We start from the raw sequence: 21,698 nt of genomic DNA on the forward strand, positions 1-21,698 counted from the left end.
ATTATAAATGTAGAGATAAATTCCGTATAAACATGATGAAAATAGACAGTGTTTATTAATAAATAACAGTCGTAACAAGATACACATATAAAAATATGCGTATCTGTTTGCTCTATTTATATTATTTAGGATGCTTTATAAATTAATAGGTTCCTCGAAGATGATATAAGGTTAAATGCTGTTTTAATGTTTTAAGATCACAGTCACCAATATAATAAAGGCGATGTTTAGCACCTGTCATATGGCTTGGTAATAAAGTAAAACTGCTATCACTAAAGCGACCTTGGCATTCAAGTTGTAGCTCAACAAATAATGCCGGGTAGTCAGTGTCGAGTTCTAGCCAAATCGTCTCATTATCTTGATGCCATTCTGTGTTAATGGTTGGATTTTGCAGTTGTGCGTGTTTAAACAAGCATGGGTAATGTGTATTTTCAGTCACACTGCCATCAGCGGCCGTTAAACTAACATGGTAAAACACCTGTTTAGTTTCAGAGGCGGTTAAGATGTCTTCTGTTTGCCATACAATGTCACTGCTGTCAGTAGCTAATTGGGTGTCTAGTTGCCATGTGGCGAGGACATTCCCTTGCCAATCTGCCTTGATCACTGTTCCGCTAATTGGCATCGGTTGATGATGATCATTAACCACATGCAGTGTTAGAGGTTGCTGCGGCTGTTGAATAAATGTCGCCATCACAGGGGCAAAGAAACGTTTTGCGTGATGATGGAGCTGTTTCCAACGCCCGGTATATTCAATACTTGACCATGAACTCACCGGCCAGCAGTCATTGAGTTGCCAATAGAGAATACCGCGGCAATGTTGTTTATGAGCGCGCCAAAACTCAGTCGCTGTTTTAATAGCGATCGCTTGTTGTACTTGGCTTAAATACAACATATTGGCAAACCCAACCGGAAAGCGGAAATAGCGGGTAAACATTTCGGTCATAATGCTATTACCACGACCGTTCTTTTGGTGCTGTTCAAATGTCGGCGAGGTGACATTCCAATCTTCATTGTCGGCGAAGGTTTTTACCGTTGGCAAAGATGGCCATGATTGATAACCAAATTCCGAACAAAAACGCGGTTTAACACTGTGGTATGCATCGAACGATTTACCTGAATGCCATACATCCCAGAAATGCATATCGCCACGGTTATCGTCATGCCATGCATCACCAAAGTCGAGTTCGCCATTACACGGTGAGCTTGCCCAAAAACGACGGCTAGGATCGTACTGTTCAACTACTTGTTGCAGCATGCGATTTAAACGGTCGTAATTCACTACGTATTTTTCACGATTGTGTTTAGATTCGTCATACCAACCAATCGCGCCAATGACTTCGTTATCACCACACCATAATGCCAGTGAGGGGTGATCTGCTAGGCGTTTTACTTGGTCAACAATTTCTAATTCAACATCGGCTAAAAACTCAGGGGTTGATGGATACAAGGAACAAGCAAACATCAGATCTTGCCACACTAATAATCCGAGTTCGTCGCACAACTCATAAAAAATATCATGCTCATACATGCCACCACCCCATACACGGATCATATTCATGTTAGCGGCAACTGCATCTTCTAATAGTTGACGATAACGTGCAGGAGTTTGACGGCTGGGTAGGGCATCGAGTGGAATCCAATTGGCACCTTTGGCGGTGATCGCATTGCCATTAACCACAAATGTCATTGCACTACCAATAGCATCGGTTTGTGTATCTAATGTGAGTTCGCGTAGTCCAAGTTTTTTGGTGATGGTGTGATTATTAAGCGTAACTGTTAATGGGTATAATGGTTGCTCGCCATAACCCGCAGGCCACCAGCGCTGTGGATTTTTCACAACAATAGTGGTGGTAACAGTTTGAATGCCATTGTTTGTATTATCTATAACGATAGTGTGTACTTGCTTATCAAGGTTGATTTTAAGTACTTTCTCCGTATTTCCCCCCAGTATTTCACAATCAATGTTAACGGTGACTTCACAATCGCCATTGGGTAGCCATGCTTGTTGGGTTCTAACATGGTGTAAGCGAGTGTTATAAATCGGGGTGAGTGTTAGCGAGTTATATACCCCTGTTGATAATAAACAAATGCCCCAATCCCAGCCCGAGTGACATTGGGTTTTACGCAGAGTATTCATGTGTGGAATTTGATTATTACCGACCGCCCATGGCACGGGGAAAGGTAGTTTTTCTGCCCGTCGTTGTGCTTCACTATCATTACGCGCTAATGCAATACTGATGTGGTTCACACCCTGTTGTAGGTAGGGCAGAACATTAACCTGATAAAGACGGAACATGTTGCTACAGGTTAATACCTGAGTACCGTTTATGCTAACGATAGCCATGGTATCAACAAACGATAAATTCAAATCGATGGCGGTTGCAGTCAGTTGCTCGGTTGTGAGTGTGAAGTCTGTTGTTAGTTGCCACTCACTTTCACCGACCCATTGAATTAATTCTTCATTACAACCGAAATAAGGTTGTGGCAGTAAATCCGCTTGAATGAGTGCTGAATGTACATCGCCAGGTAGTGCGCATGGAATAGAAATATGTGAATGCTGTGGGGAAGTGAGTAACCACTGACCATCAAATAAAATATGCGACACGTGAGACTCCTGTCAACTGCGCGAATAAAGTAAGAGTGTATTACGCTCGTTAAAAAATTAGCAGTGGACAAAAGGCGTTGTAACTGGATTTATGTACCCAATTGATGGATATGTGACCGTGTTAAATACTCTGTGATAGGTTGAGGATATGGCTGGTGGGGACTATTTGTCATTATGCTTGATTAAAAAAATGACATCGAGATTTATTGATTTCGATGTCATTTGTTTCATGCTGTTGTAAATCTTAATTCAAGGTGATTTTTAGCGTGTAATTTTGGCTTGAATTACGTTTACTAATGGCATGATATTCACCAATACTAAGATGGTATTGACCCGTAAAAGGTAGAGTATAGGTATCGCGTTGATTAGGGTTAGTCGAAATAGCTGAAATATCGACCGCTTGTTTCATTTGTGGGTGTTTGATGGTAACCCATAATTTCGCACTATCAGTTGTGACTAGTGTTGTGATTTTTTGGCCTTGGTGACCATAGAAACTGAAGTCATTGGTAACGTCATTATGAACGACACCGGAATATTGATAACGATGAATTTGCTGAGAAAATGGAATTGATAATGGTGATTCCATGGCTGATGTTGTATTAGCAAAAGCAGAGAAGCTAATGTTACATGCGCAAAGAACGATCAAGGCTTGCAGTGATTTTTTCATTGATGTAATAAACCATTAAAGCGGATAATTTTAGGCTTATTCGCTTTAATAGAAACCGGTAAATATAGAATATAAATACTCAGTTGTTAGCTTATTTTTTAATGCACTCGGTATTCTGTGGGTGTTTTACCTGTTTTGCGTTTAAACACACGACAAAAATAATTTGAGTCATGATAACCACAGCGATTTGCCACTTCTTCTAAACGGAAGTTGTAGCGTTTTAGCATGAATTTTGCCCGCTCTAAACGTACCCACGCGATATAATCAGCAAACCGCATATGACCTTCTTGACGAAATAAGCGCGAGAGGTGATTAGGTGAAATATTAAATCGTTCAGCAACCGTATTGCGATTGATATTACGGTGAAAGTTTTCTTGAACGTAAATACAAATGCCTTTAAATAAATCTTGGCTACGGCGGGTACAATCGGTGGTTGGCATTTCGAGCATGTCTTTGCAGTAACACAGCAAGGCTATTAATAGAAATTTATCAGCGGGTTGTTTCTTCTTCTCATGGGTTAAACTGGATAATGCATTGAGAATATGATCGATAGCGTGGCTACTGCGTTGTGGCACGCTGTATTTTTGTACATCATAAAAACCGTCTTCATTTTCACGCTTGCTGACTAAACTAAACCCAAGCTGACTCTTGCCAAACAATAAACTTAATACTGAGCATTCGTGTTGCCAATCTGGTTTATTCCATGCATTGGCAGGAATGAATAATGCATCGCCAACGCCAAGAGTGATATCAGCCACATCGGGTTGTTGATTATCAAAGGTATTGGCATAACGGCCTTTAAAAACCAGTTCAAGTCGTGGAAAGTTAACTTGATAGCTCGATTCTAGCGGTGGTAACGAGTCCCCAGCAAACCAAATGTTATTTAATGACTCAAAATCAGAAATGGCACTATCAAGCAAATCAATAAAAATATTATGCATGTCTTGCGTCTACTTCTTGTTATTCAGTATGGACGTGGACTGATGAATCACTAAAGGCCACTAAAAAGCACTATATGTATGAATGTGAGTATTATCAGTTAGCTGGTGGTTGATTGCGATATAATGCTCTTGGAACTGTTATCTTGATGCCAGTTTATTTTGATGATGAGGCTGTTTTAGCTGTTATAGAAAAAGCCACCTTAAATAACGTGATCTAAGGTGGCTCTATTTTAGGGGGAATGATAAGACACTGAGATAAACAGTGCCTTATTGTGCGATTAAGCTTGAGCTAAATGCGCTTCAATTTTATCCATGATTTGTGGTGCTTTCTTTACTGCGTCTGCAACACCGACACGTACAATCTTCTTACCAGCGAAACGCTCTTCGTTTTTAATTGCGATGTCTTTGGTTAGGATAATAATATCAGCGTCAGCAACGTCACTCATGGTGATTTCGTTTTCGATACCGATAGAGCCTTGTGTTTCAACTTTAACATCCCAGCCTTTTGCTTTTGCTGCAACTTCTAGTGCTTCAGCAGCCATGTATGTATGTGCAACACCAGATGGGCAAGAAGTGATAGCTAATAGTTTCATGTGAATCTCCAAATTTGTTATTTAATGCGATAAACGCGTTGATAAATGAATGCGATGTTATTAATCAAAACTTAGGTCTAGGTCGTCAGAAGCTGCGGTTGGCGCTTTTTCTTCTTGACGGTCTGCGATAGGTTTCTTAAGGAAGTTAACCATTAAGGCTGTTGTTACCGAGCCTGCAATAATGGCGACTACGTAGAAGATACGACCATCAACAACGGGTAGGACAATCAGACCGCCCCAAGGTGCGTGGTTTAGGACACCGAATAAGAATGCGATGACGTTACCGACGATACCACCCACCACGATTGACGGGATTACACGGACTGGATCAGAGGCTGCGAATGGGATTGCACCTTCAGTGATACCGATACAACCCATGATGCCAGCGGCTTTACCTGCTTCACGCTCTTCATCAGAGTAACGCTTAGGAGATAAAAGAGTTGCAAGGAACATACCTAGTGGTGGTACACAGATAGCAACACCTACGCCACCCATTAACCAAGGTTGAGTACCGACTTGTGTTTGAGCGAATAAGGTTGCTACTTTATTGATTGGGCCACCCATATCAAAGGCTGTCATACCGCCTAGAATTACACCCAAGAATGCTTTAGATGTACCCGCCATGCCTTGAAGCCAAGTGTTCATGCCTTCCATTGCCATTGCAATTGGTGCACCAATAACCCAGATAACAAGACCTGAAACAATAAACGTGCCACCAATAGGAAGAATGAAATAGGTTGAGATAGCTTTTAGTTTATTTGATAACGGAATACGTTTTAGTTGTAGTACGACGTAACCCGCAATGAAACCAACAATGATGGCCCCGATGAAACCCGCGTTAACTTGGTTAGCAAGGTAAGCACCAATCATACCCGGTGCAAGTGCTGGGCGGTCAGCGATAGAGTAAGCAATGTAGCCACCTAACACTGGTACGAATAATGTGAAACCTGCGATACCCATGTCCCAAAGGCCTTCAAGGAAAACACCTTGAGGAACTGCGCCTTTACCACCTAGCATTACTGATAATGCAAGTAATACACCACCAGCAACAACGAAAGGTAACATGTGACTGGTACCTGTTAATAGGTGCCGTTTTAGTTGCGACAATTGGTTTTTCATAAGAATAACTCCATTTCGTTATGATAAATTTGGCCACGTACAAGGACAAGAACATAACAGGTTTAAGATGGCGGTAAGCCGTTTTGTTGGGGCTATTATGTGCGGCTAAAACAATTATCGGTATGGGATAAAGGGTGCATTTACTGGACATTTGTAACCAGCCAAATGAGTTGTGATTTAACTCTCAGGTTGGCTATAGGGATAAGGAGATCTAGCGCACAGAACGGGCGCTAATGGTGTTTATTTTTGATTGCAGTAATAAGAAAAGCACTTTATATGGGGAATTATAGGGTGCTTGGGTGCTATAAGTGCTCGACGAAGGTGGATTAATCTAGCCGTAAGCGATATTGATCTGGCGTGGCACCAGCATATTTTTTAAATAACGTAATAAAGGGCGAGGCTTGGTGATAACCCAAGGTTAATGCGGTTTCATTGACGGACATACCTTGGCGCAGTAAATGGAGTGAATAGATAAATTTACGTCGTTGTCGCCACTCAGTAAAACTGATCCCCAATTTGTTTTTATAATGGCGAGCCAATGTTCGTTCTGTTGTATGCAGTAGCTGCGCCCATTGGGTGAGTGACAGATTATTGATTGGGTTATGTTCTAGTTCAACTAAAATTGGCTGTAATAGTTTATCTTCGCTGGTGGGTAGAAATTGGTCGTGTTCTTTACATAATAACACTTGATCAAATAGTACGGTGATTAAGCGCTTATCTTGTTCTGTTGTTGCAACCATAATCTGGCGTTGACGTAAATCCTCGATAATGGCAGTTATCACGTCTGTGACTTCAAGTAAGCATGGATAAGCGGGAAGTTGATCAGATAACGGCGCGCAAATGTTCATTGAACAATAATTAAGACTACGACGAATATAGCTTTTATGTTCGATCTTTGCAGGGATCCACAACGCATAACGAGGAGGCGCTAAAAAGCGATTATTGTGGGTGCTGAGTTCAATAATACCATTGGTAACAAGGTGAAGCTGTCCCCAATAATGGCTATGATCTAATGTACTTGTATCGGGTTCAAACACTTCATGAACAAAAAATATATCATCAGGTGGATTATTATTGTCAATAATTGGGTTGTAAATAATAGTCATTATGAATCCAAATGATATTGTTAATTTTATATTATATCAGTCTCAGATATGGGGATGAAAGATGAAATTGATATGAATTATTACTTTTAGTGTGTTTTTTATTAATGAATAATTGATACTCACTTAATTAATATACTAACTTAGTATTTTAATTAATAGTATTATGTTTTTCGCTTATGCACATTATTTATATTAGCACTGTTTTCTTTGAAATATTATTATTATTGTTGTTTTTATGACATTAGTATAAAGGTGATCGTTTATTTTTAATTCTTTATTTTTTGTAGCACCCTCAGTTTGTTAGCTGCATAGGAACATTATGAAATTTAGAACCGATATAAATGGGTTACGTGCTCTTGCGGTTATTGCAGTGGTACTATATCACTTTAACCCACCTTGGATCCGTATTCCTGGTGGTTTTGCTGGGGTCGATGTTTTTTTTGTTATTTCTGGCTTTTTAATGACCAGTATTATATTTAGAGGAATTGAGCGTAACAATTTTTCGCTTATTAAATTTTATATTGCACGTGCAAATCGCATCATTCCACCATTAATGGCTATGTGCGGAGTGTTGTTATTGTTAGGTTGGTTTTACTTAACCCCTGTAGATTATCGAATACTGGGTAAGCATATTGCTGGCAGTAGTGGTTTTATTTCTAATATATTTTATTTTAAAGAATCTGGTTATTTTGATGCGGCATCTCATGAAAAGTGGTTATTACATACATGGTCACTTTCCGTGGAATGGCAATTTTATATTGTTTTTCCTATTGTATTAATTATATTAAAAAAAATATTAAATTTTAATAATATAAAACGAGTGTTATTAATAATTACTGGTTGTGGCTTTTTGTTTAATGTTTATGTGAGCTATCAAAATCCGACGTATTCTTATTTTCTATTACCAGCACGTGGATGGGAGATGATGCTCGGTGGTTTAGCTTATTTGTATCCAATTTCATTGAATGAAAATAATAAGAAATATTGTCAGTGGCTCGGTGTCATGTTGATTGTTGCTGCTTATAGTACTATGAGCGAAAAAGACATGTGGCCGGGGTATTTGTCTTTGATGCCTGTTGAAGGTGCTTTTCTTATTCTTATGGCTAATTATCAGGGTGGTTTTTTAAAGTATTCTATTTTCCAGCGAATAGGTACATGGTCATATTCAATCTATTTATGGCATTGGCCTGTCGTTGTTATCGGTTATTATTTGTCGATACCTTATTTTGAAATTATGGGTATACCCTTATCAATATTATTGGGTTATTTGAGCTATACCTATATTGAAAACCGCAAACTAGCGCTTAAATCACCATCACTATTGCGTCAATTAACCATGAGTATGCCGATATGGTTAATTATTATTGTGGGTGGTATTGCTGCGGTTGTGTTTAAAAATAATGGTTTTGCTGTCGATAGGTTTCCAGCCAGTGTTAATAATATAGTAAAAAACATTAAATCCACCCCTAATCGGGTTAATTGTCATATTTATGATTATCAAGATCCAACCAAAGCGTGTGAATATTTTGGTCATAATATTGATTGGGCGGTACTTGGTGATAGTCATGCGATCAGTATTAGCTATGCGTTAGCTAATCGTCTAAAAGCGACAGATCAAGGGCTTAAACATTTTAGCTTTGCAGGGTGTATTCCGTCTTATGGACAAAAAAATAATTTTAGTCCTTGTGCTCGTTGGTATAACGAAGCGGCTGATTATATTTTACAAAATAAACAGATCCAAAATGTGGTTTTGATTCATCGTTATTCTGCGGGGTTATATGGTGAAAATGGCGGTCTATATCCACAACTATTGCATAAGAAAATGCCACAATATGCTGAAATATTAGCTTCATTTGATTCATTAGTTTTACAGCTCGCTAAAACTAAAAAAAATGTCTATGTAATAAGGCCTATACCAGAAATGGGGCGCAGTATTAGTAAGTTATTCTATGAAAATTATTGGGTTGGTAATCCGGTTTATAATATCAAATCTGTCTCCTTAGCGTATTATCAGCAACGTAATAAAGATATTTTAAGGCATTTCAACAATGCTAACTATCCAAGTAATGTGCATTTTGTTGATCCTACCAAAGGGTTTTGTGACTACCGCGATTGTTATGCCGTGAAAGACGCCCAACCGCTATATCATGATGCCCATCATGCGACTCAACAAGGGGCTGAAAAAATCGTATCTCAGATAGTTATATAATATCTGATGCAATAATCTGGGGCTGAAGGATGAACCCTGAGTGACAAAATGGTATTATCTGCGCCCGTTTTACCCCGTGACTCTTGGATAACTTAATGAATTTTGATCGTATTGTCTGTTTTGACCTCGAAATGTGTTGTTGGAATGATGGCCGCACATCGCGAACTGGTGAAATCATCGAAATTGGAGTGGCGGAACTGGATTTAAATACGGGCCGTATTGTGCGACGTGCACAACACTATGTAAGACCTGAACATGACGAAATTTCCCCGTTTTGTACTGAGCTGACGGGAATTAAACCAGATCTTATTGAGAAAAATGGTAAACCATTAGCGACTATTTTACGTTCAATTGAACAAAAGTTTGGTGGTCGACATAAGATTTATGGTGCTTGGGGTCATGATGATCGTATTTTAAAGAAAGAATGTGCTGCTAAAGAATTAAAAGAACCTTTTCGTGAATATTTAAATTTAGCGACATTATTTAAATTACAACGTCATGTTACCAATAAGCGTTTAGGTCAACGTGCAGCAATGGAAATTGCAGGTGTCAGTTGGGAAGGACGTCAACATTCAGGTTATGTTGATGCCTATAATCTTGCTCGATTAGCGGCAACCATGTTCTGTGAGCAAGACGTATTAACGAACGATAAATAGTCATTTTTTAATTTTAAAATAGTATTTTAGACCCTAAACATATTACTTATAACTAAAGAGTAAGATGATTAGGGTTTTTTATTATTTTAATTAATAAATGTCCGACTAAGCATTTTCTATGTCTGATTACGGATATATATTTCACATAGGAAGTGACAGAATAGCGTTGTTCTTTATTTCAATGCCCTTTATTGAAATAACTGTTTTATCTAAGGTCGACAATGTTCTATTTATTACCTCTTTTTACTGTTGCGATTTGGGCAGGAAATGCGATTGTCAACAAAATGGCATTCAGTGTTATCGACCCCGGTGCGATTTCGTTTTATCGTTGGTTTTTTGCTTTAGTTATGTTAACTCCTTTTTTAATTAAGTCTGTGTGGCGTGAACGAGTCATTATAAAACCCTATTTAGCAAAGTTAGCTTTTTTAGCGTTACTGGGCATGGTATTGAACCAGTCGTTAGGCTATTTTGCCGCAGCAACCACGAGTGCGACTAATATAGCGTTAATTATTTCACTGGTGCCTTTGGTGAGTATGTTTTTAAGTGTGCCATTACTTGGCCAACGATTATCACCTTTTGCGCTTATTGGTGCCGTGTTATCACTGAGTGGGTTGGTCTTGATGTTAAGCCAAGGCCATATTAGTAATTTGATTAGTCAGGGTATTAAACAAGGTGATGGTTTAATGCTACTTGCCGCTGTTGTTTATGCTTTATATTGTGTATTACTTAAACGTTGGAAAATGCCGATTTCAAATTGGCATTCGGTGTATGTTCAATGCATATTTGCTGTAATGATGTTGACCCCATTATTACTCACCAGTCACCGTATGGCGATTACCGCCGCGGCAGCGCCACTCATTATGTACGCAGCATTACTCGCTTCAGTGTTGGCTCCCTGGTTATGGATGCAAAGTATTGAACGTTTAGGCGCAGACAGAACAGCAATGTTTATGAATTTATTACCCATTATGGCAGCAGGCATTGCGAGTGTGATGTTGGGTGAACATTTACAGAGCTATCATTATGTCGGTGGTATAATGGTGCTATCAGGTGTGGCAATGGCACAGAAACGTGCGAAAGCGAAAAAACAAGTTGAAGCCGTTACCGCATAAGCATATAGCTTGATGTACAAATAAAAACGCCGCAGTCATTAAGACTGCGGCGTTTTTTTAGGTGGTAATGATTCTTAAAATAACATTGGCTAGATAAAGACCAGTAATGGTGAAATACATAGCAAGATACCCGTTACAATAATCAGGTTAGTTGCAGTGCCTTTATATTGGTGTAAATGTGGTACTTGATACACTAAATAGGCGGGAATTAAACAACCAACAATACCAAATATGGGTGAACAGATTGACGTAAACGATAGAATAGGTAAGTTTAAAGTAATCGCACCCCACGCAATCAAAATGATAAAAAGGGTGGTAAATTTATTCACTAGATTGGTATTAATGCTACTTGGATCAAATTTACGTTCGAGTAAGTTCATGGCTAAACCGCTGCAAGCTTCTTTAAACGCAAGGAACACGCCAAAAAATGAAGTAACAACGGCAAAGATGTTGATCACGATACCGACAATTGTTGCTGAGCTACCTGGAAAATAATGTGCAATCATTGCTAGCGCTGAAATGTTTAATTCCATCGCATGTTTCGCTTCTGTTTGGCTAATTGCAAAAGTAAACGATACTGCAAAGAAAAATACGATCACAAATAAAATGGTAAACGCAATTTTCATGGCGCGCGTGGCTTTATAACGCGCGACTTCAATCGATTTTTCATGCGAACGGTAAGAAATTACCATTGGGCTCAATGACTGAATAAATAAAATTGAGGTCAGTGTAAATGGCAATGTAATAATGGCATTTTTAAGCATTAAGCCCCAATTTTCAACGGGAGTAATATTAGCAAAACTCCATTGTGGGACTAATAACACACCCATCACCGCGACTAATAATAAGACCGTTACCGCCATAAAGCCGGATATTTTAAATAAGATCTTTTCACTTTTAGAGCCGATATAACTTAATAAGCTAATTAATGCTAAACCATAAAATACATTATTATTAAGATGGGTTTCCGTTATACCAAAAGAATGTAAATAAGAGGCGCTATCATTAGTAACCGTTAATGAATAAACTAACACCCAAATCACTAGCATTAAGAAATAGAGAATACCTAATGCAATGCCCCAGTTTTTACCCAGATAACCAGTAATAACCCCTGGGTAATCGGTACATTTTTTTGATTCAGCTAAGGTATTAATAAAAAGTTTTTGGAATAAATACATGGCTGGATAACCGATCACAGCTGAAAGTAAAAATACCCATAATCCCATGACGCCAACTTGGACAGGTAAAAATACGATACCTGCACCAACGGCCATTCCGATACTCATTACAATCCAACCGATGTCGACATTGTCAAATTTAATCGCTTGTTGCCATTGTTCAAGTGTCATGTTGGCACGAATATGCAGTGGCGTACTTGTGGTTGAAGGGGAAATATTGACTGTTTGGTTCATAGTAATGTCAGCCTTGAATGATTAACCTAAACACAGTGTTTGGCTTATTATTTTTTGGCAAAATCGCCAATTTTGTTCGCGTCTTTTTAGTAATATAAAGCAGTAAAACTATAACTAAAGAGAAGCTAAAAAGAGTGTTTAGCGCTCATGAATTTGGCTTTAACTTTATGTTATTTAAATATTTTAGAACCACGTATCAAAAAAACGTGATATATAAAACAACGCACTCAATGTTATTAAAACAAAGGTAGGAGAGGGCGATTTGTTATTGCGTTGTATTGTTTATCTAATAGTATTCGCGATAATTAATGAGGGAATTATCACGCTATTATTGTTGTTTTTAAATAACTAGAAGTAATATCTTATATCGAAAAGGAATATTAATGAAAGGGAATGGCTATTTTTACTGTTTTTTTCTTATGATTAGAGAAATAGGACAATATATTCCTCTAGATAATAATAAAAAAGCAATAAGGTTATCTGGCTTTATATGTATACCTAGAGGACTTATCTACAAAACTGCTGAATGTATGGTTATTTATTAATCATGATATCAAGAATTTGAATATCTGTTTGTGTCATTGAGCCATTAGCCAATGCTGAAAGGTTACGAATAGTACTATCAACATCGTTAGCAACAATGCCTTCATTACCTGTAACACCTAGACCATCTAATGCCATCAGGGCTGATTTTATCGCCGAGCCTGCTGATGATGAGACTTTCATGGCACAACTGGTTTTTGCACCATCACAGATCATGCCTGCAATATCACCAATCATACTATTGATTGCTGCACTTATTTGTTTTATGTCACCACCAAGTAACCATGTCATACCTGCTACTGCCCCCATTGATGCCGTTGTTGCACCACATAAGGCGGATAGTTTATTTTGATGACTTTTAATATAAATCGCCATTAAGTGTGACAACATTAATGCGCGAATAAGTTGTTCGTCATTTGCATGAACAAATTCAGCAACAACGACCACTGGCATGGTAGCGGCAATACCTTGATTACCTGAACCTGAATTACTCATTGCAGGTTTCATCGCCCCACCCATTCGTGCATCTGATGCTGAGGCTGTACGTAATAAAATATCAGTCAATAAGCCACTAGAGAGTAAACCTCGTTCAACGTTACGTTGAAAAGTTGCCCCAACTTGTAAGCCATAGTTCCCTTTTAGACCTTCAATCGAAAGTGCATTATTGAGTTGGTAAGCTTGCTCAATAAAACTAATATCTGCCAATGGTGCCTGCGTTGCAAAATCAAAAATATCTTGAACACATGCATGAGTAAAAGGATTGGTATTAGCTGATTGTTGAGACGCATGGTGAGCATGTTTAGGATCGGCAATATACGTTGTTATTCCGTCTTCTTCAATTGCCAGTATATGAGTGTGGCTATCGGCAATGGTGACACTTGCAGAGCGATCATCACTAAAGACGGTTACTTTGGAATAAAGAATATTACTGACATTGGCAACACTAACTGAAACTAACTTTTTATCGAGCATTGCTTTTGCGATAGCAACATCATCGGCGGTTAGATTTTTAAGTACTTCTAATTGTGCTTGGCTATCACCCGCGATAGCTCCTGTTGCTGCGGCTATTTCTAGTCCAACCATACCTGTACCAGGGACGGTTACACCCATACCATTTTTCATTAAATTGGCTGATACGAACGCTTCAATTCCGGTAATCTGTTGATGATTAATATTGAGCTTGTTCATGGCAATTGCTGCTGCTAATGCAACAGATACTGGCTCAGTGCAACCAAGTGCAGGTACAACGTCGCGTTTTACAACATCAATAAATGCAGGCCAAAGTGTATGTTTCATTACAATCACCTAACGCTCTATATAAAAGAGTCAAAAATTACGGATAAAGCAAATTGAAATATTTGCAGAGTAAATAATTAGCTAACAGTATTTTTCTGTTAGTGATGGTGAGTATACGTCTAGTCGTAAAGAAAAAAGTTGTATAATTATTACTTGTAACAACAATAAATAGAATAATTTTCTATTATTATTAATTCTCATAGAATATATGATACGTGTGTCGCAAGCTTTGTAGTAATGTTTTTCATTGAAACGATTAGTATTTTTAATGGTGCTAGTTAGGAAATGATATTATCAAAGATAAAAAAGTAGTTTATGGTGGCGGGAGCGACTACTTTTTAGGTATCATCCGCAGGTAAAGATTATAGAAAGGTTGAAGATAATAACTTCAGCCTTTTCTTTTTTTTGAAAACGTAAACGTTTGCGTGGTGATAATGGAAATTTATTGCCAATAACGACGTTTTGAAACTAGAAAATTATAGGAAGACACAATGTCTGCTGACAATACATCCAACCCCCAACGTTCATTTACTTACAGTTTAGATCGTTATTTTCAAATCGCTGAACGTGGAAGTAGTGTTAAACAAGAAATTATTGCAGGATTAACGACTTTTTTAGCCATGGTATATTCAGTGATTGTTGTACCAAGCATGTTAGGTGCGGCTGGTTTTAATCAAAGTGCTGTATTTATCGCTACCTGTTTAGTTGCTGCGTTTGGTTCATTGTTGATGGGGCTATGGGCTAGATTACCAATGGCAATTGGTTGTGCCATATCACTCACCGCTTTTACTGCTTTTAGTTTAGTACTTGGGCAAGGGGTCAGTATTCCTGTCGCGCTTGGTGCCGTATTCTTAATGGGTGTTTTATTTACGCTTATTACGGTTACTGGTATTCGTGGTTGGATCATGAGAAATATGCCGACAGGAATTGCTCATGGTACAGGTATTGGTATTGGGTTATTTTTATTGTTAATTGCCGCCAATGGTGTGGGCTTAGTTATTAAGAACCCACAAGCAGGTTTACCGGTGGCCTTTGGTCATTTTATGTCATTACCCGTGATTATGTCATTAGTCGGGTTGGCTGCAATTCTAGGGCTTGAGAAGCGTCGTGTTCCTGGTGGTATTTTGCTCGTCATTATCGCTATTTCAGTGTTTGGTCTGATTTTTGATCCTAATGTGAAATACCATGGCTTCTTTGCACTGCCTACATTTGGTGGTGAAGGTTCTTTAGTTGGTTCACTGGATATTATGGGTGCGCTTAATCCAGTGATCTTGCCGACAGTGCTTGCGTTAGTGATGACAGCTATTTTTGATGCGACAGGTACGATTCGTGCCGTTGCAGGTCAGGCTAATTTATTGACTGAACGCGGTAATATTATTAGTGGTGGTAAAGCGTTAACTGCCGATTCAGTTAGTAGTATTTTTGCAGGTTTTGTTGGTGGTTCACCTGCTGCTGTGTATATTGAATCTGCTGCGGGTACTGCGGCTGGCGGTAAAACAGGTTTAACAGCAACAACTGTTGGGTTGTTGTTTGTGGTAATGCTATTTTTAGCACCATTAAGTTATTTAGTTCCTGCTTACGCAACCGCGCCTGCATTAATGTATGTTGGTTTATTGATGCTAAGTAATGTGAGCAAACTGGATATGAACGACTCTGTTGACGCGTTATCTGGGTTGTTGTGTGCGGTCTTTATTGTGTTAACGGGCAATATCGTTACAGGTATTATGTTGGGCTTTGTGAGCTTAGTGATTGGACGTGTAGTCTCTGGTGACTTTAAACGTTTAAATATCGGTACGGTGATTATTGCTGTCGCATTAGTGGTGTTCTACGCTGGCGGTTGGGCAATTTAAGCGAATAAAATTATATCGTTATTATTAACCCGCGTACTAAACGCGGGTTTTTTATTCAATAAAAATGCTAGTTTTTCAGTTTTGATGCGTTGTATTGATCAAAAATGGAAACTTGCTTTACATGATCTGAATTGAGTATTGTTTCTCTGTGATTTACAGTGTTACTGGTATGTAATAAAAATACAACAATGACATATTATTAATGTTGTTATTGTTGTAATTTTGTTTTATATCAATAGGTTATTGTTTTATTGTTACTAATATCTAATAATAAAAAGGATAGATAATTTACAGAATAAGTCGATCAATTAAGTATGATTTTTTAATTCACTCTATTTGTGTATCTAACGTTGCAATTTACATGGGATGACAATTAATTTAATGCTGGTAGATTTTAAAAGAAGACGAGTTGCCTTAGGGTTTTGTCATATTTTATTATTTATTAAACGTTGAGGTTAACTATGAAAGTTGTTATTGAAATTTTAGAATCTGGCACATACCGCGACCAAGCTTGGGAAGGTACTTTTTTATCAACTAAAGGTGAGTTACGTGCTGTAACACCTTCTTATGCGGCACAATTGATTGGCCAAGCAAAAGCAGCACTTTATCTTGATGATAATGGGGAAATGAAGTTTGCATAAATACCAATACGGTAGCAAAAATAAGAAATGGCGTTTCTATTAATTGAATAGAAACGCCATTTTTTTTAATTATATTTAAGCTTATTTACAATGTAAATCCAATGTTAATCAATTAGTTAACTGTAAGGTTGCCATTTTGTTTTGTCACGATCAGGAATTAAGATAGTGATGAACGATAAGTTATCGGAATAACTCAAGCAAATTATGGATGAAGGTGAGTAGACTTCCTAAAAAATCCATCAATCCTATAAATAAAGAAAGCATAAGATAATTACATTTGATTAAAAATAGTAAAAAGGGCGTAGACAACGCCCTTTAATAGCATGATTTATTTATTATGCTGTAATTGGTTTATTTTTGATCTTTGTTTTTAAGAAGCGGTCAATTGGCATTTCTATAAATTTATAGCACAAGAAACCAGCAATGGCACTACCGACAATTAATGCTGTTACATAAAGTGGACCAATATTGATCAGGCCAATCTTACGCATTACAAGAGTAATACCTGTAATAATAAATGGGTGTACTAGATATAATGCATATGATGACATGCCTAATTGATATAGTAGGTTAATCTTTGGCATTTTTGATTCTAAAGAAACGAACCCAACAAATAATAGAAACATTGGAATACCATAGGTAATAACACGACCTAATGAAGTAGGTAAAAGTGAACAATCAAAATTGTGAGCAATCAGTAATATCAACGCCACTATTGTTGTTATAGCCGCTATTTTCAATGAAATCATTTTATTGGTTATGATTTTATATGCAACGATGCCTAGTACAAATTCGATTAAAACTGGATTTGTAATAAATGTGGCTGGGTTTAGAACCCATTTTGGATGTGCAGGTGGGAATATAAGACCTACAATCACTAAAATAATTAAAGCAATCGATGTAAATAATTTTTGTTTGTCTTTAGAAAATAAGAAGGAAGCAAAGATTAAATAGAAGAAGAATTCATAGCTTAATGTCCAAGCATTATTAATTAAATACGGATGTCCTTGGGGAATTAAGGTAAAAGATGAAAATATAGATGTTGAGTGTGTCGATGAAGAATTGACTAAGTTTGGATTAATTAAATAAACGGTTAAAGCAACGCAAGTTAAAATCCAATACAGAGGTGCAATACGTATTACTCGAGATTTCATAAATGAAGTAAAAGACTGTCGATTTCTATCTACTGTCAAACACATGATAAAACCAGAGATAATGAAGAATAGATCAACTCCGCCACCACCAATTTTGACGAAATTTAGAAGATCGATGTTGTAAATCATTGCCTTATGGTTTGAGTGTGCAATGACCACCATTATAGCAGCTAAAGCGCGTAGATATTGTATAGATAGGTACACAGTAAATCTCTTTATAATTGAGTTGATAGAAATCTTGAAAAGATGTTAACACTCGATAATATAAAGACAACCCATACACAAGTTTTGTTTATGAAATATACTTAAAAGCATAATTAATACTAATAATATTATTTTTATTATTCATTTTGTGAATGTATATTTCTGGCTAATTATTATAAAACTGATCTTCTTTTTGCTTTCGTTAATTAAAGATAAAAAATCATAAATTATCTGAATTAGTATTAATAGCTATTAGATTAATTGCACTTTAATGATGTTAAATAACACAAGAATAACAATATAAAACATATATAAGGGTGTGGCTTTGGTTAATGGGTAACTTAAAATTACTTGCGGTGATCATTTTATGCGCTAATTTTAGTTGTTACGTTTAATAAGTGAGTGGTTGGCTGTTTTTCGTATTTTTTTACTTTACAGTGGAAGAGCGGCGCTATATTATACGCGGCATTGGAGAGATGGCTGAGCGGTTGAAAGCACTGGTCTTGAAAACCAGCATACGTTTATAGCGTATCTAGGGTTCAAATCCCTATCTCTCCGCCAAATTTAATTGTTAAGTTTCGACTTAGTAATAAAACAGAAATTAGTGTGCCGACTTAGCTCAGTAGGTAGAGCAACTGACTTGTAATCAGTAGGTCACCAGTTCGACTCCGGTAGTCGGCACCATTAAATTTCGGTGGGATTCCCGAGTGGCCAAAGGGAGCAGATTGTAAATCTGCCGGCACTGCCTTCGAAGGTTCGAATCCTTCTCCCACCACCATAATTTGTAAAGATACATCGCAGGTATCGTATAATGGCTATTACTCCAGCCTTCCAAGCTTGAGATGCGGGTTCGATTCCCGCTACCTGCTCCAGATAATTCCCTCTTAGTTCAGTTGGTAGAACGCCGGACTGTTAATCCGTATGTCACTGGTTCAAGTCCAGTAGAGGGAGCCAAATAGAAAAGCCCGCAAGCAATTGCGGGCTTTTTTACATCTGGATAAAATAACAGGTGATGCGGGTTAGATTCCCGTTGCCTACTCCAAACAATTCCCTCTTAGCTCAGTTGGTTCCTTTTTATTAGAAGCTTGGCGGACTATTAATCCGTGTATCACAGGTTCAAGTCCAGTAGAGGGAGCCAAATAGAGAAGCATGCAAGAAATTGCGGGCTTTTTTACGTCTGGATAAAATAACAGGTGATGCGGGTTCGATTCCCGTTGTCTACTCCAAACAATTCCCTCTTAGCTCAGTTGGTTCCTTTTTATTAGAAGCTTGGCGAACTGTTAATCCGTGTATCACTGGTTCAAGTTCAGTAGAGTGAAGCCAAATAGAAAAGCCCGCAAGCAATTGCGGGCTTTTTTACGTCTGGAGAAAATAACAGGTGATGCGGGTTCGATTCCCGTTGTCTACTCCAAACATGGGAAGATTAGCGGACTATTAATCCGTGTATTACGGGTTCAAGTCCAGTAGAGTGAAGCCAAATAGAAAAGCCCGCAAGAAATTGCGGGCTTTTTTACGTCTGGAGAAAAGTGAGTCAGGTTCCTGATTCCAAACAATTCCCTCTTAGTTCAGTTGGTTTCTCTTTAATTAGAAGCTTGGCGAACTGTTAATCCGTGTATCATTGGTTCAAGTTCAGTAGAGTGAAGCCAAATAGAAAAGCCTGCAAGAAATTGCGGGCTTTTTTACGTCTGGAGAAAATAACAGGTGATGCGGGTTCGATTCCCGTTGTCTACTCCAAACAATTCCCTCTTAGCTCAGTTGGTTCCTTTTTATTAGAAGCTTGGCGGACTGTTAATCCGTATGTCACTGGTTCAAGTCCAGTAGAGGGAGCCAAATAGAAAAGCCCGCAAGCAATTGCGGGCTTTTTTACGTCTGGAGAAAAGTGAGTCAGGTTCCTGATTCCAAACAATTCCCTCTTAGTTCAGTTGGTTCCTTTTTATTAGAAGCTTGGCGGACTGTTAATTCGTGTATCACTGGTTCAAGTCCAGTAGAGTGAAGCCAAATAGAGAAGCCCGCAAGTTGCTAAACATAGGACAGCCATATATTTACTTTAAAAACTCAACACACTGTGAGTAGATTTATTATCATCATTACAAGCATACTTTTTTTGAATGACACTATCTAAGCAAAAAGTTATGGGTGTCCAGTATTTCTTATGCTGAAAATGTCATTCGTCAGTTACGTGAAGAAAAAGAGCTGATAGATTGATTTGATTGGTTGATAGGATAATACCGCCACGATGGGCGGTATTTATCTGGAAAATCGTCGTTGTAGTTCTTTGCCAGTATGTAAATGTTGACCCTTAAAGATTTATTTCCAAGCTCATGGGGACGTTTACGTTAACCATTTTTTAAAGCTGAGCAGCTATCAAATAAAATTTCACATAACGAGCTCTGTCGCTAATAGCATTGTAATCGTCATTGATGCGCTTACCTGCATCGCGTAGACAATCTTCAATATTTGATAATGATAAAAATATCTCACTATCGCCAGCCCACACTAAATCACCAACCTTTGCCCCAAAAAGATAATCATCGCTGTATCGTTTGTTTTGATTGTCGATATCTTCTTGTGTGAGAGTATGAAAATCGTTGATCTCGTTATGCAGCTCTTTAGTGTAATGGTTGATAGCATCTTCTGTGCTATCAAAATCGGCACAATATGACGTATATTTATTCACATGCCGTACTAACTCATCTTTGATTTGTTGTGTTGATACTCTCATTGATCCTTGTTCTTTTAAAATTGGCTTATTTTAAATATAGTTTTTATATTGATGTGATTATTATCGTAAATAGAGCAGAAAGAAAAACCATTACTGATAAAACCCGTAATGTAATTGTTAAAAAAACTCTATTAGTATGTTGTAATCGTTCTTTAACACGACCTTTTGTCAATATTTTTAATGTCCAATATATAAGTGCTGTCACCCAAATTGTTTTAACACTAACAAATATAAATGCTAAAAAACCAATAAAGGTATTAAGTATTATTAAATTAATTAACTGGTGGATATTATATTCTGTTTTATTTGCTGAATATTCTTCAACTGTTGAGTAATAATATCTTTTCCCATTTGACATTGCCCATCTTGACTTTTCATATGTACATTTATCACCTTTAAGTCTTAACTCATTTATTGAAGATAAAATCCAAGAAATTAAAATAGTTATAATAGTTAAAAGAATATTAATATAGTAAGAATAACTGTTTTCTTTATTTAATATATTATTCTCTGTGGGGATAGTCTGATTTTGTGATGTGAATGATTCGTATAATTCTTTGTTTTCTAAGTCAAAATGTGATGATATTTCATCATTGTATAAATGATCATGAATATGTAGGCTTTCATTATCATATTTTTCAATGTTGTTGGCATATGTGATAGAAGTAAATGAAAATAAGACAAATACAATCAGAATAAATGTGTTTTTCAAAATAATTCCTGAAAAGTTATGTGAGAGAAAGTGGTAAATTGGCTTGTATAATACACATTGAACACGCAAATAGTAGTGAGATTTAAATGAAAAATATCAATATATTGTAAGTGTATTTTAATCGTTGTATTTAACAGTATGCATCTATCCCGCACT

At 37.4% G+C, this 21,698-nt stretch carries 16 protein-coding genes and 8 tRNA genes; 13 read left to right on the top strand and 11 right to left on the bottom strand.

What is annotated here, in order from left to right:
• Nucleotides 1–142: 142 nt before the first annotated feature.
• The 6 genes from C9J51_RS02280 to C9J51_RS02305 all read right to left on the bottom strand — a co-directional run bounded on the left by C9J51_RS02280 (nucleotide 143) and on the right by C9J51_RS02305 (nucleotide 7,031).
• Nucleotides 143–2,605 (bottom strand): beta-mannosidase, encoded by a 2,463-nt coding sequence (locus C9J51_RS02280; RefSeq protein WP_045040843.1) that lies wholly within the window; start codon nucleotides 2,603–2,605, stop codon nucleotides 143–145.
• Between the two features lie 244 nt (nucleotides 2,606–2,849).
• Nucleotides 2,850–3,272, bottom strand: a complete 423-nt coding sequence (locus C9J51_RS02285; RefSeq protein WP_045038521.1) for a hypothetical protein — start codon at nucleotides 3,270–3,272, stop codon at nucleotides 2,850–2,852.
• Between the two features lie 98 nt (nucleotides 3,273–3,370).
• Nucleotides 3,371–4,213 (bottom strand): helix-turn-helix transcriptional regulator, encoded by an 843-nt coding sequence (locus C9J51_RS02290; protein ID WP_045040844.1) that lies wholly within the window; start codon nucleotides 4,211–4,213, stop codon nucleotides 3,371–3,373.
• A 278-nt stretch (nucleotides 4,214–4,491) separates the two neighbouring features.
• Complete coding sequence (locus tag C9J51_RS02295; protein WP_045038523.1) at nucleotides 4,492–4,806, bottom strand: PTS fructose-like transporter subunit IIB; 315 nt, start codon at nucleotides 4,804–4,806, stop codon at nucleotides 4,492–4,494.
• A 60-nt stretch (nucleotides 4,807–4,866) separates the two neighbouring features.
• Nucleotides 4,867–5,925 carry a PTS fructose transporter subunit EIIC gene (locus C9J51_RS02300; RefSeq protein ID WP_045038524.1) on the bottom strand — a complete coding sequence of 353 codons (1,059 nt, stop codon included), beginning with the start codon at nucleotides 5,923–5,925 and terminating at the stop codon, nucleotides 4,867–4,869.
• A 326-nt stretch (nucleotides 5,926–6,251) separates the two neighbouring features.
• Nucleotides 6,252–7,031, bottom strand: coding sequence for an AraC family transcriptional regulator (locus C9J51_RS02305; RefSeq protein ID WP_045038525.1), 780 nt, complete (start codon nucleotides 7,029–7,031; stop codon nucleotides 6,252–6,254).
• 319 nt (nucleotides 7,032–7,350) lie between these two features.
• Between C9J51_RS02305 and C9J51_RS02310 the strand changes: the two genes are divergently transcribed.
• The 3 genes from C9J51_RS02310 (at nucleotide 7,351) to C9J51_RS02320 (ending at nucleotide 11,008) form a co-directional block, all read left to right on the top strand.
• On the top strand, nucleotides 7,351–9,240 hold the full coding sequence (locus C9J51_RS02310) for an acyltransferase family protein (protein WP_107274840.1): 1,890 nt from the start codon (nucleotides 7,351–7,353) through the stop codon (nucleotides 9,238–9,240).
• Between the two features lie 95 nt (nucleotides 9,241–9,335).
• Nucleotides 9,336–9,896 carry a 3'-5' exonuclease gene (locus tag C9J51_RS02315; protein ID WP_045038527.1) on the top strand — a complete coding sequence of 187 codons (561 nt, stop codon included), beginning with the start codon at nucleotides 9,336–9,338 and terminating at the stop codon, nucleotides 9,894–9,896.
• Between the two features lie 221 nt (nucleotides 9,897–10,117).
• A complete protein-coding gene (locus C9J51_RS02320) occupies nucleotides 10,118–11,008 on the top strand; it encodes a DMT family transporter (RefSeq protein WP_045040845.1) in 891 nt (296 codons plus the stop codon).
• Between the two features lie 89 nt (nucleotides 11,009–11,097).
• Here C9J51_RS02320 and C9J51_RS02325 read toward each other — a convergent pair whose 3' ends face one another.
• Both C9J51_RS02325 and C9J51_RS02330 read right to left on the bottom strand, forming a co-directional pair.
• Nucleotides 11,098–12,357, bottom strand: coding sequence for an SLC5/6 family protein (locus C9J51_RS02325; protein ID WP_107180550.1), 1,260 nt, complete (start codon nucleotides 12,355–12,357; stop codon nucleotides 11,098–11,100).
• Nucleotides 12,358–12,954: 597 nt separating this feature from the next.
• Nucleotides 12,955–14,259, bottom strand: a complete 1,305-nt coding sequence (locus C9J51_RS02330; RefSeq protein ID WP_107274841.1) for an L-cysteine desulfidase family protein — start codon at nucleotides 14,257–14,259, stop codon at nucleotides 12,955–12,957.
• Between the two features lie 491 nt (nucleotides 14,260–14,750).
• On the opposite strand from C9J51_RS02330, the gene C9J51_RS02335 reads away from it, so the two are divergent.
• Nucleotides 14,751–16,109 (top strand): NCS2 family permease, encoded by a 1,359-nt coding sequence (locus C9J51_RS02335; protein WP_045038531.1) that lies wholly within the window; start codon nucleotides 14,751–14,753, stop codon nucleotides 16,107–16,109.
• Between the two features lie 461 nt (nucleotides 16,110–16,570).
• The gene (locus tag C9J51_RS02340) at nucleotides 16,571–16,750 is read left to right on the top strand and encodes a hypothetical protein (protein WP_045038532.1); all 180 of its coding nucleotides are present in this window, start codon (nucleotides 16,571–16,573) and stop codon (nucleotides 16,748–16,750) included.
• Nucleotides 16,751–17,085: 335 nt separating this feature from the next.
• Here the strand turns inward: C9J51_RS02340 and C9J51_RS02345 are convergent, their stop codons facing one another.
• Nucleotides 17,086–18,108, bottom strand: a complete 1,023-nt coding sequence (locus C9J51_RS02345) for an acyltransferase family protein (RefSeq protein WP_052668253.1) — start codon at nucleotides 18,106–18,108, stop codon at nucleotides 17,086–17,088.
• Between the two features lie 470 nt (nucleotides 18,109–18,578).
• Between C9J51_RS02345 and C9J51_RS02350 the strand changes: the two genes are divergently transcribed.
• The 8 genes from C9J51_RS02350 (at nucleotide 18,579) to C9J51_RS19445 (ending at nucleotide 20,106) form a co-directional block, all read left to right on the top strand.
• Nucleotides 18,579–18,669 (top strand) — tRNA-Ser (locus C9J51_RS02350).
• Nucleotides 18,670–18,716: 47 nt separating this feature from the next.
• Nucleotides 18,717–18,792: transfer RNA gene (locus C9J51_RS02355), tRNA-Thr, on the top strand.
• 9 nt (nucleotides 18,793–18,801) lie between these two features.
• A tRNA-Tyr gene (locus C9J51_RS02360) sits at nucleotides 18,802–18,886 on the top strand.
• A gap of 19 nt (nucleotides 18,887–18,905) precedes the next feature.
• Nucleotides 18,906–18,980 (top strand) — tRNA-Gly (locus C9J51_RS02365).
• Between the two features lie 6 nt (nucleotides 18,981–18,986).
• A tRNA-Asn gene (locus C9J51_RS02370) sits at nucleotides 18,987–19,062 on the top strand.
• 94 nt (nucleotides 19,063–19,156) lie between these two features.
• Nucleotides 19,157–19,246: transfer RNA gene (locus tag C9J51_RS02375), tRNA-Asn, on the top strand.
• A 602-nt stretch (nucleotides 19,247–19,848) separates the two neighbouring features.
• A tRNA-Asn gene (locus C9J51_RS02380) sits at nucleotides 19,849–19,938 on the top strand.
• A gap of 76 nt (nucleotides 19,939–20,014) precedes the next feature.
• A tRNA-Asn gene (locus tag C9J51_RS19445) sits at nucleotides 20,015–20,106 on the top strand.
• A gap of 349 nt (nucleotides 20,107–20,455) precedes the next feature.
• Here C9J51_RS19445 and C9J51_RS02385 read toward each other — a convergent pair.
• Together C9J51_RS02385 and C9J51_RS02390 are read right to left on the bottom strand one after the other, a co-directional pair.
• Entirely contained in the window at nucleotides 20,456–20,830 is a 375-nt protein-coding gene (locus C9J51_RS02385; RefSeq protein WP_045039754.1) for a hypothetical protein, read from the bottom strand.
• Between the two features lie 43 nt (nucleotides 20,831–20,873).
• Entirely contained in the window at nucleotides 20,874–21,542 is a 669-nt protein-coding gene (locus tag C9J51_RS02390) for a hypothetical protein (RefSeq protein WP_045039755.1), read from the bottom strand.
• Nucleotides 21,543–21,698 lie beyond the last annotated feature (156 nt).

The organism is Photobacterium iliopiscarium, from assembly GCF_003026395.1.
GTDB classification, from domain to species: domain Bacteria; phylum Pseudomonadota; class Gammaproteobacteria; order Enterobacterales; family Vibrionaceae; genus Photobacterium; species Photobacterium iliopiscarium.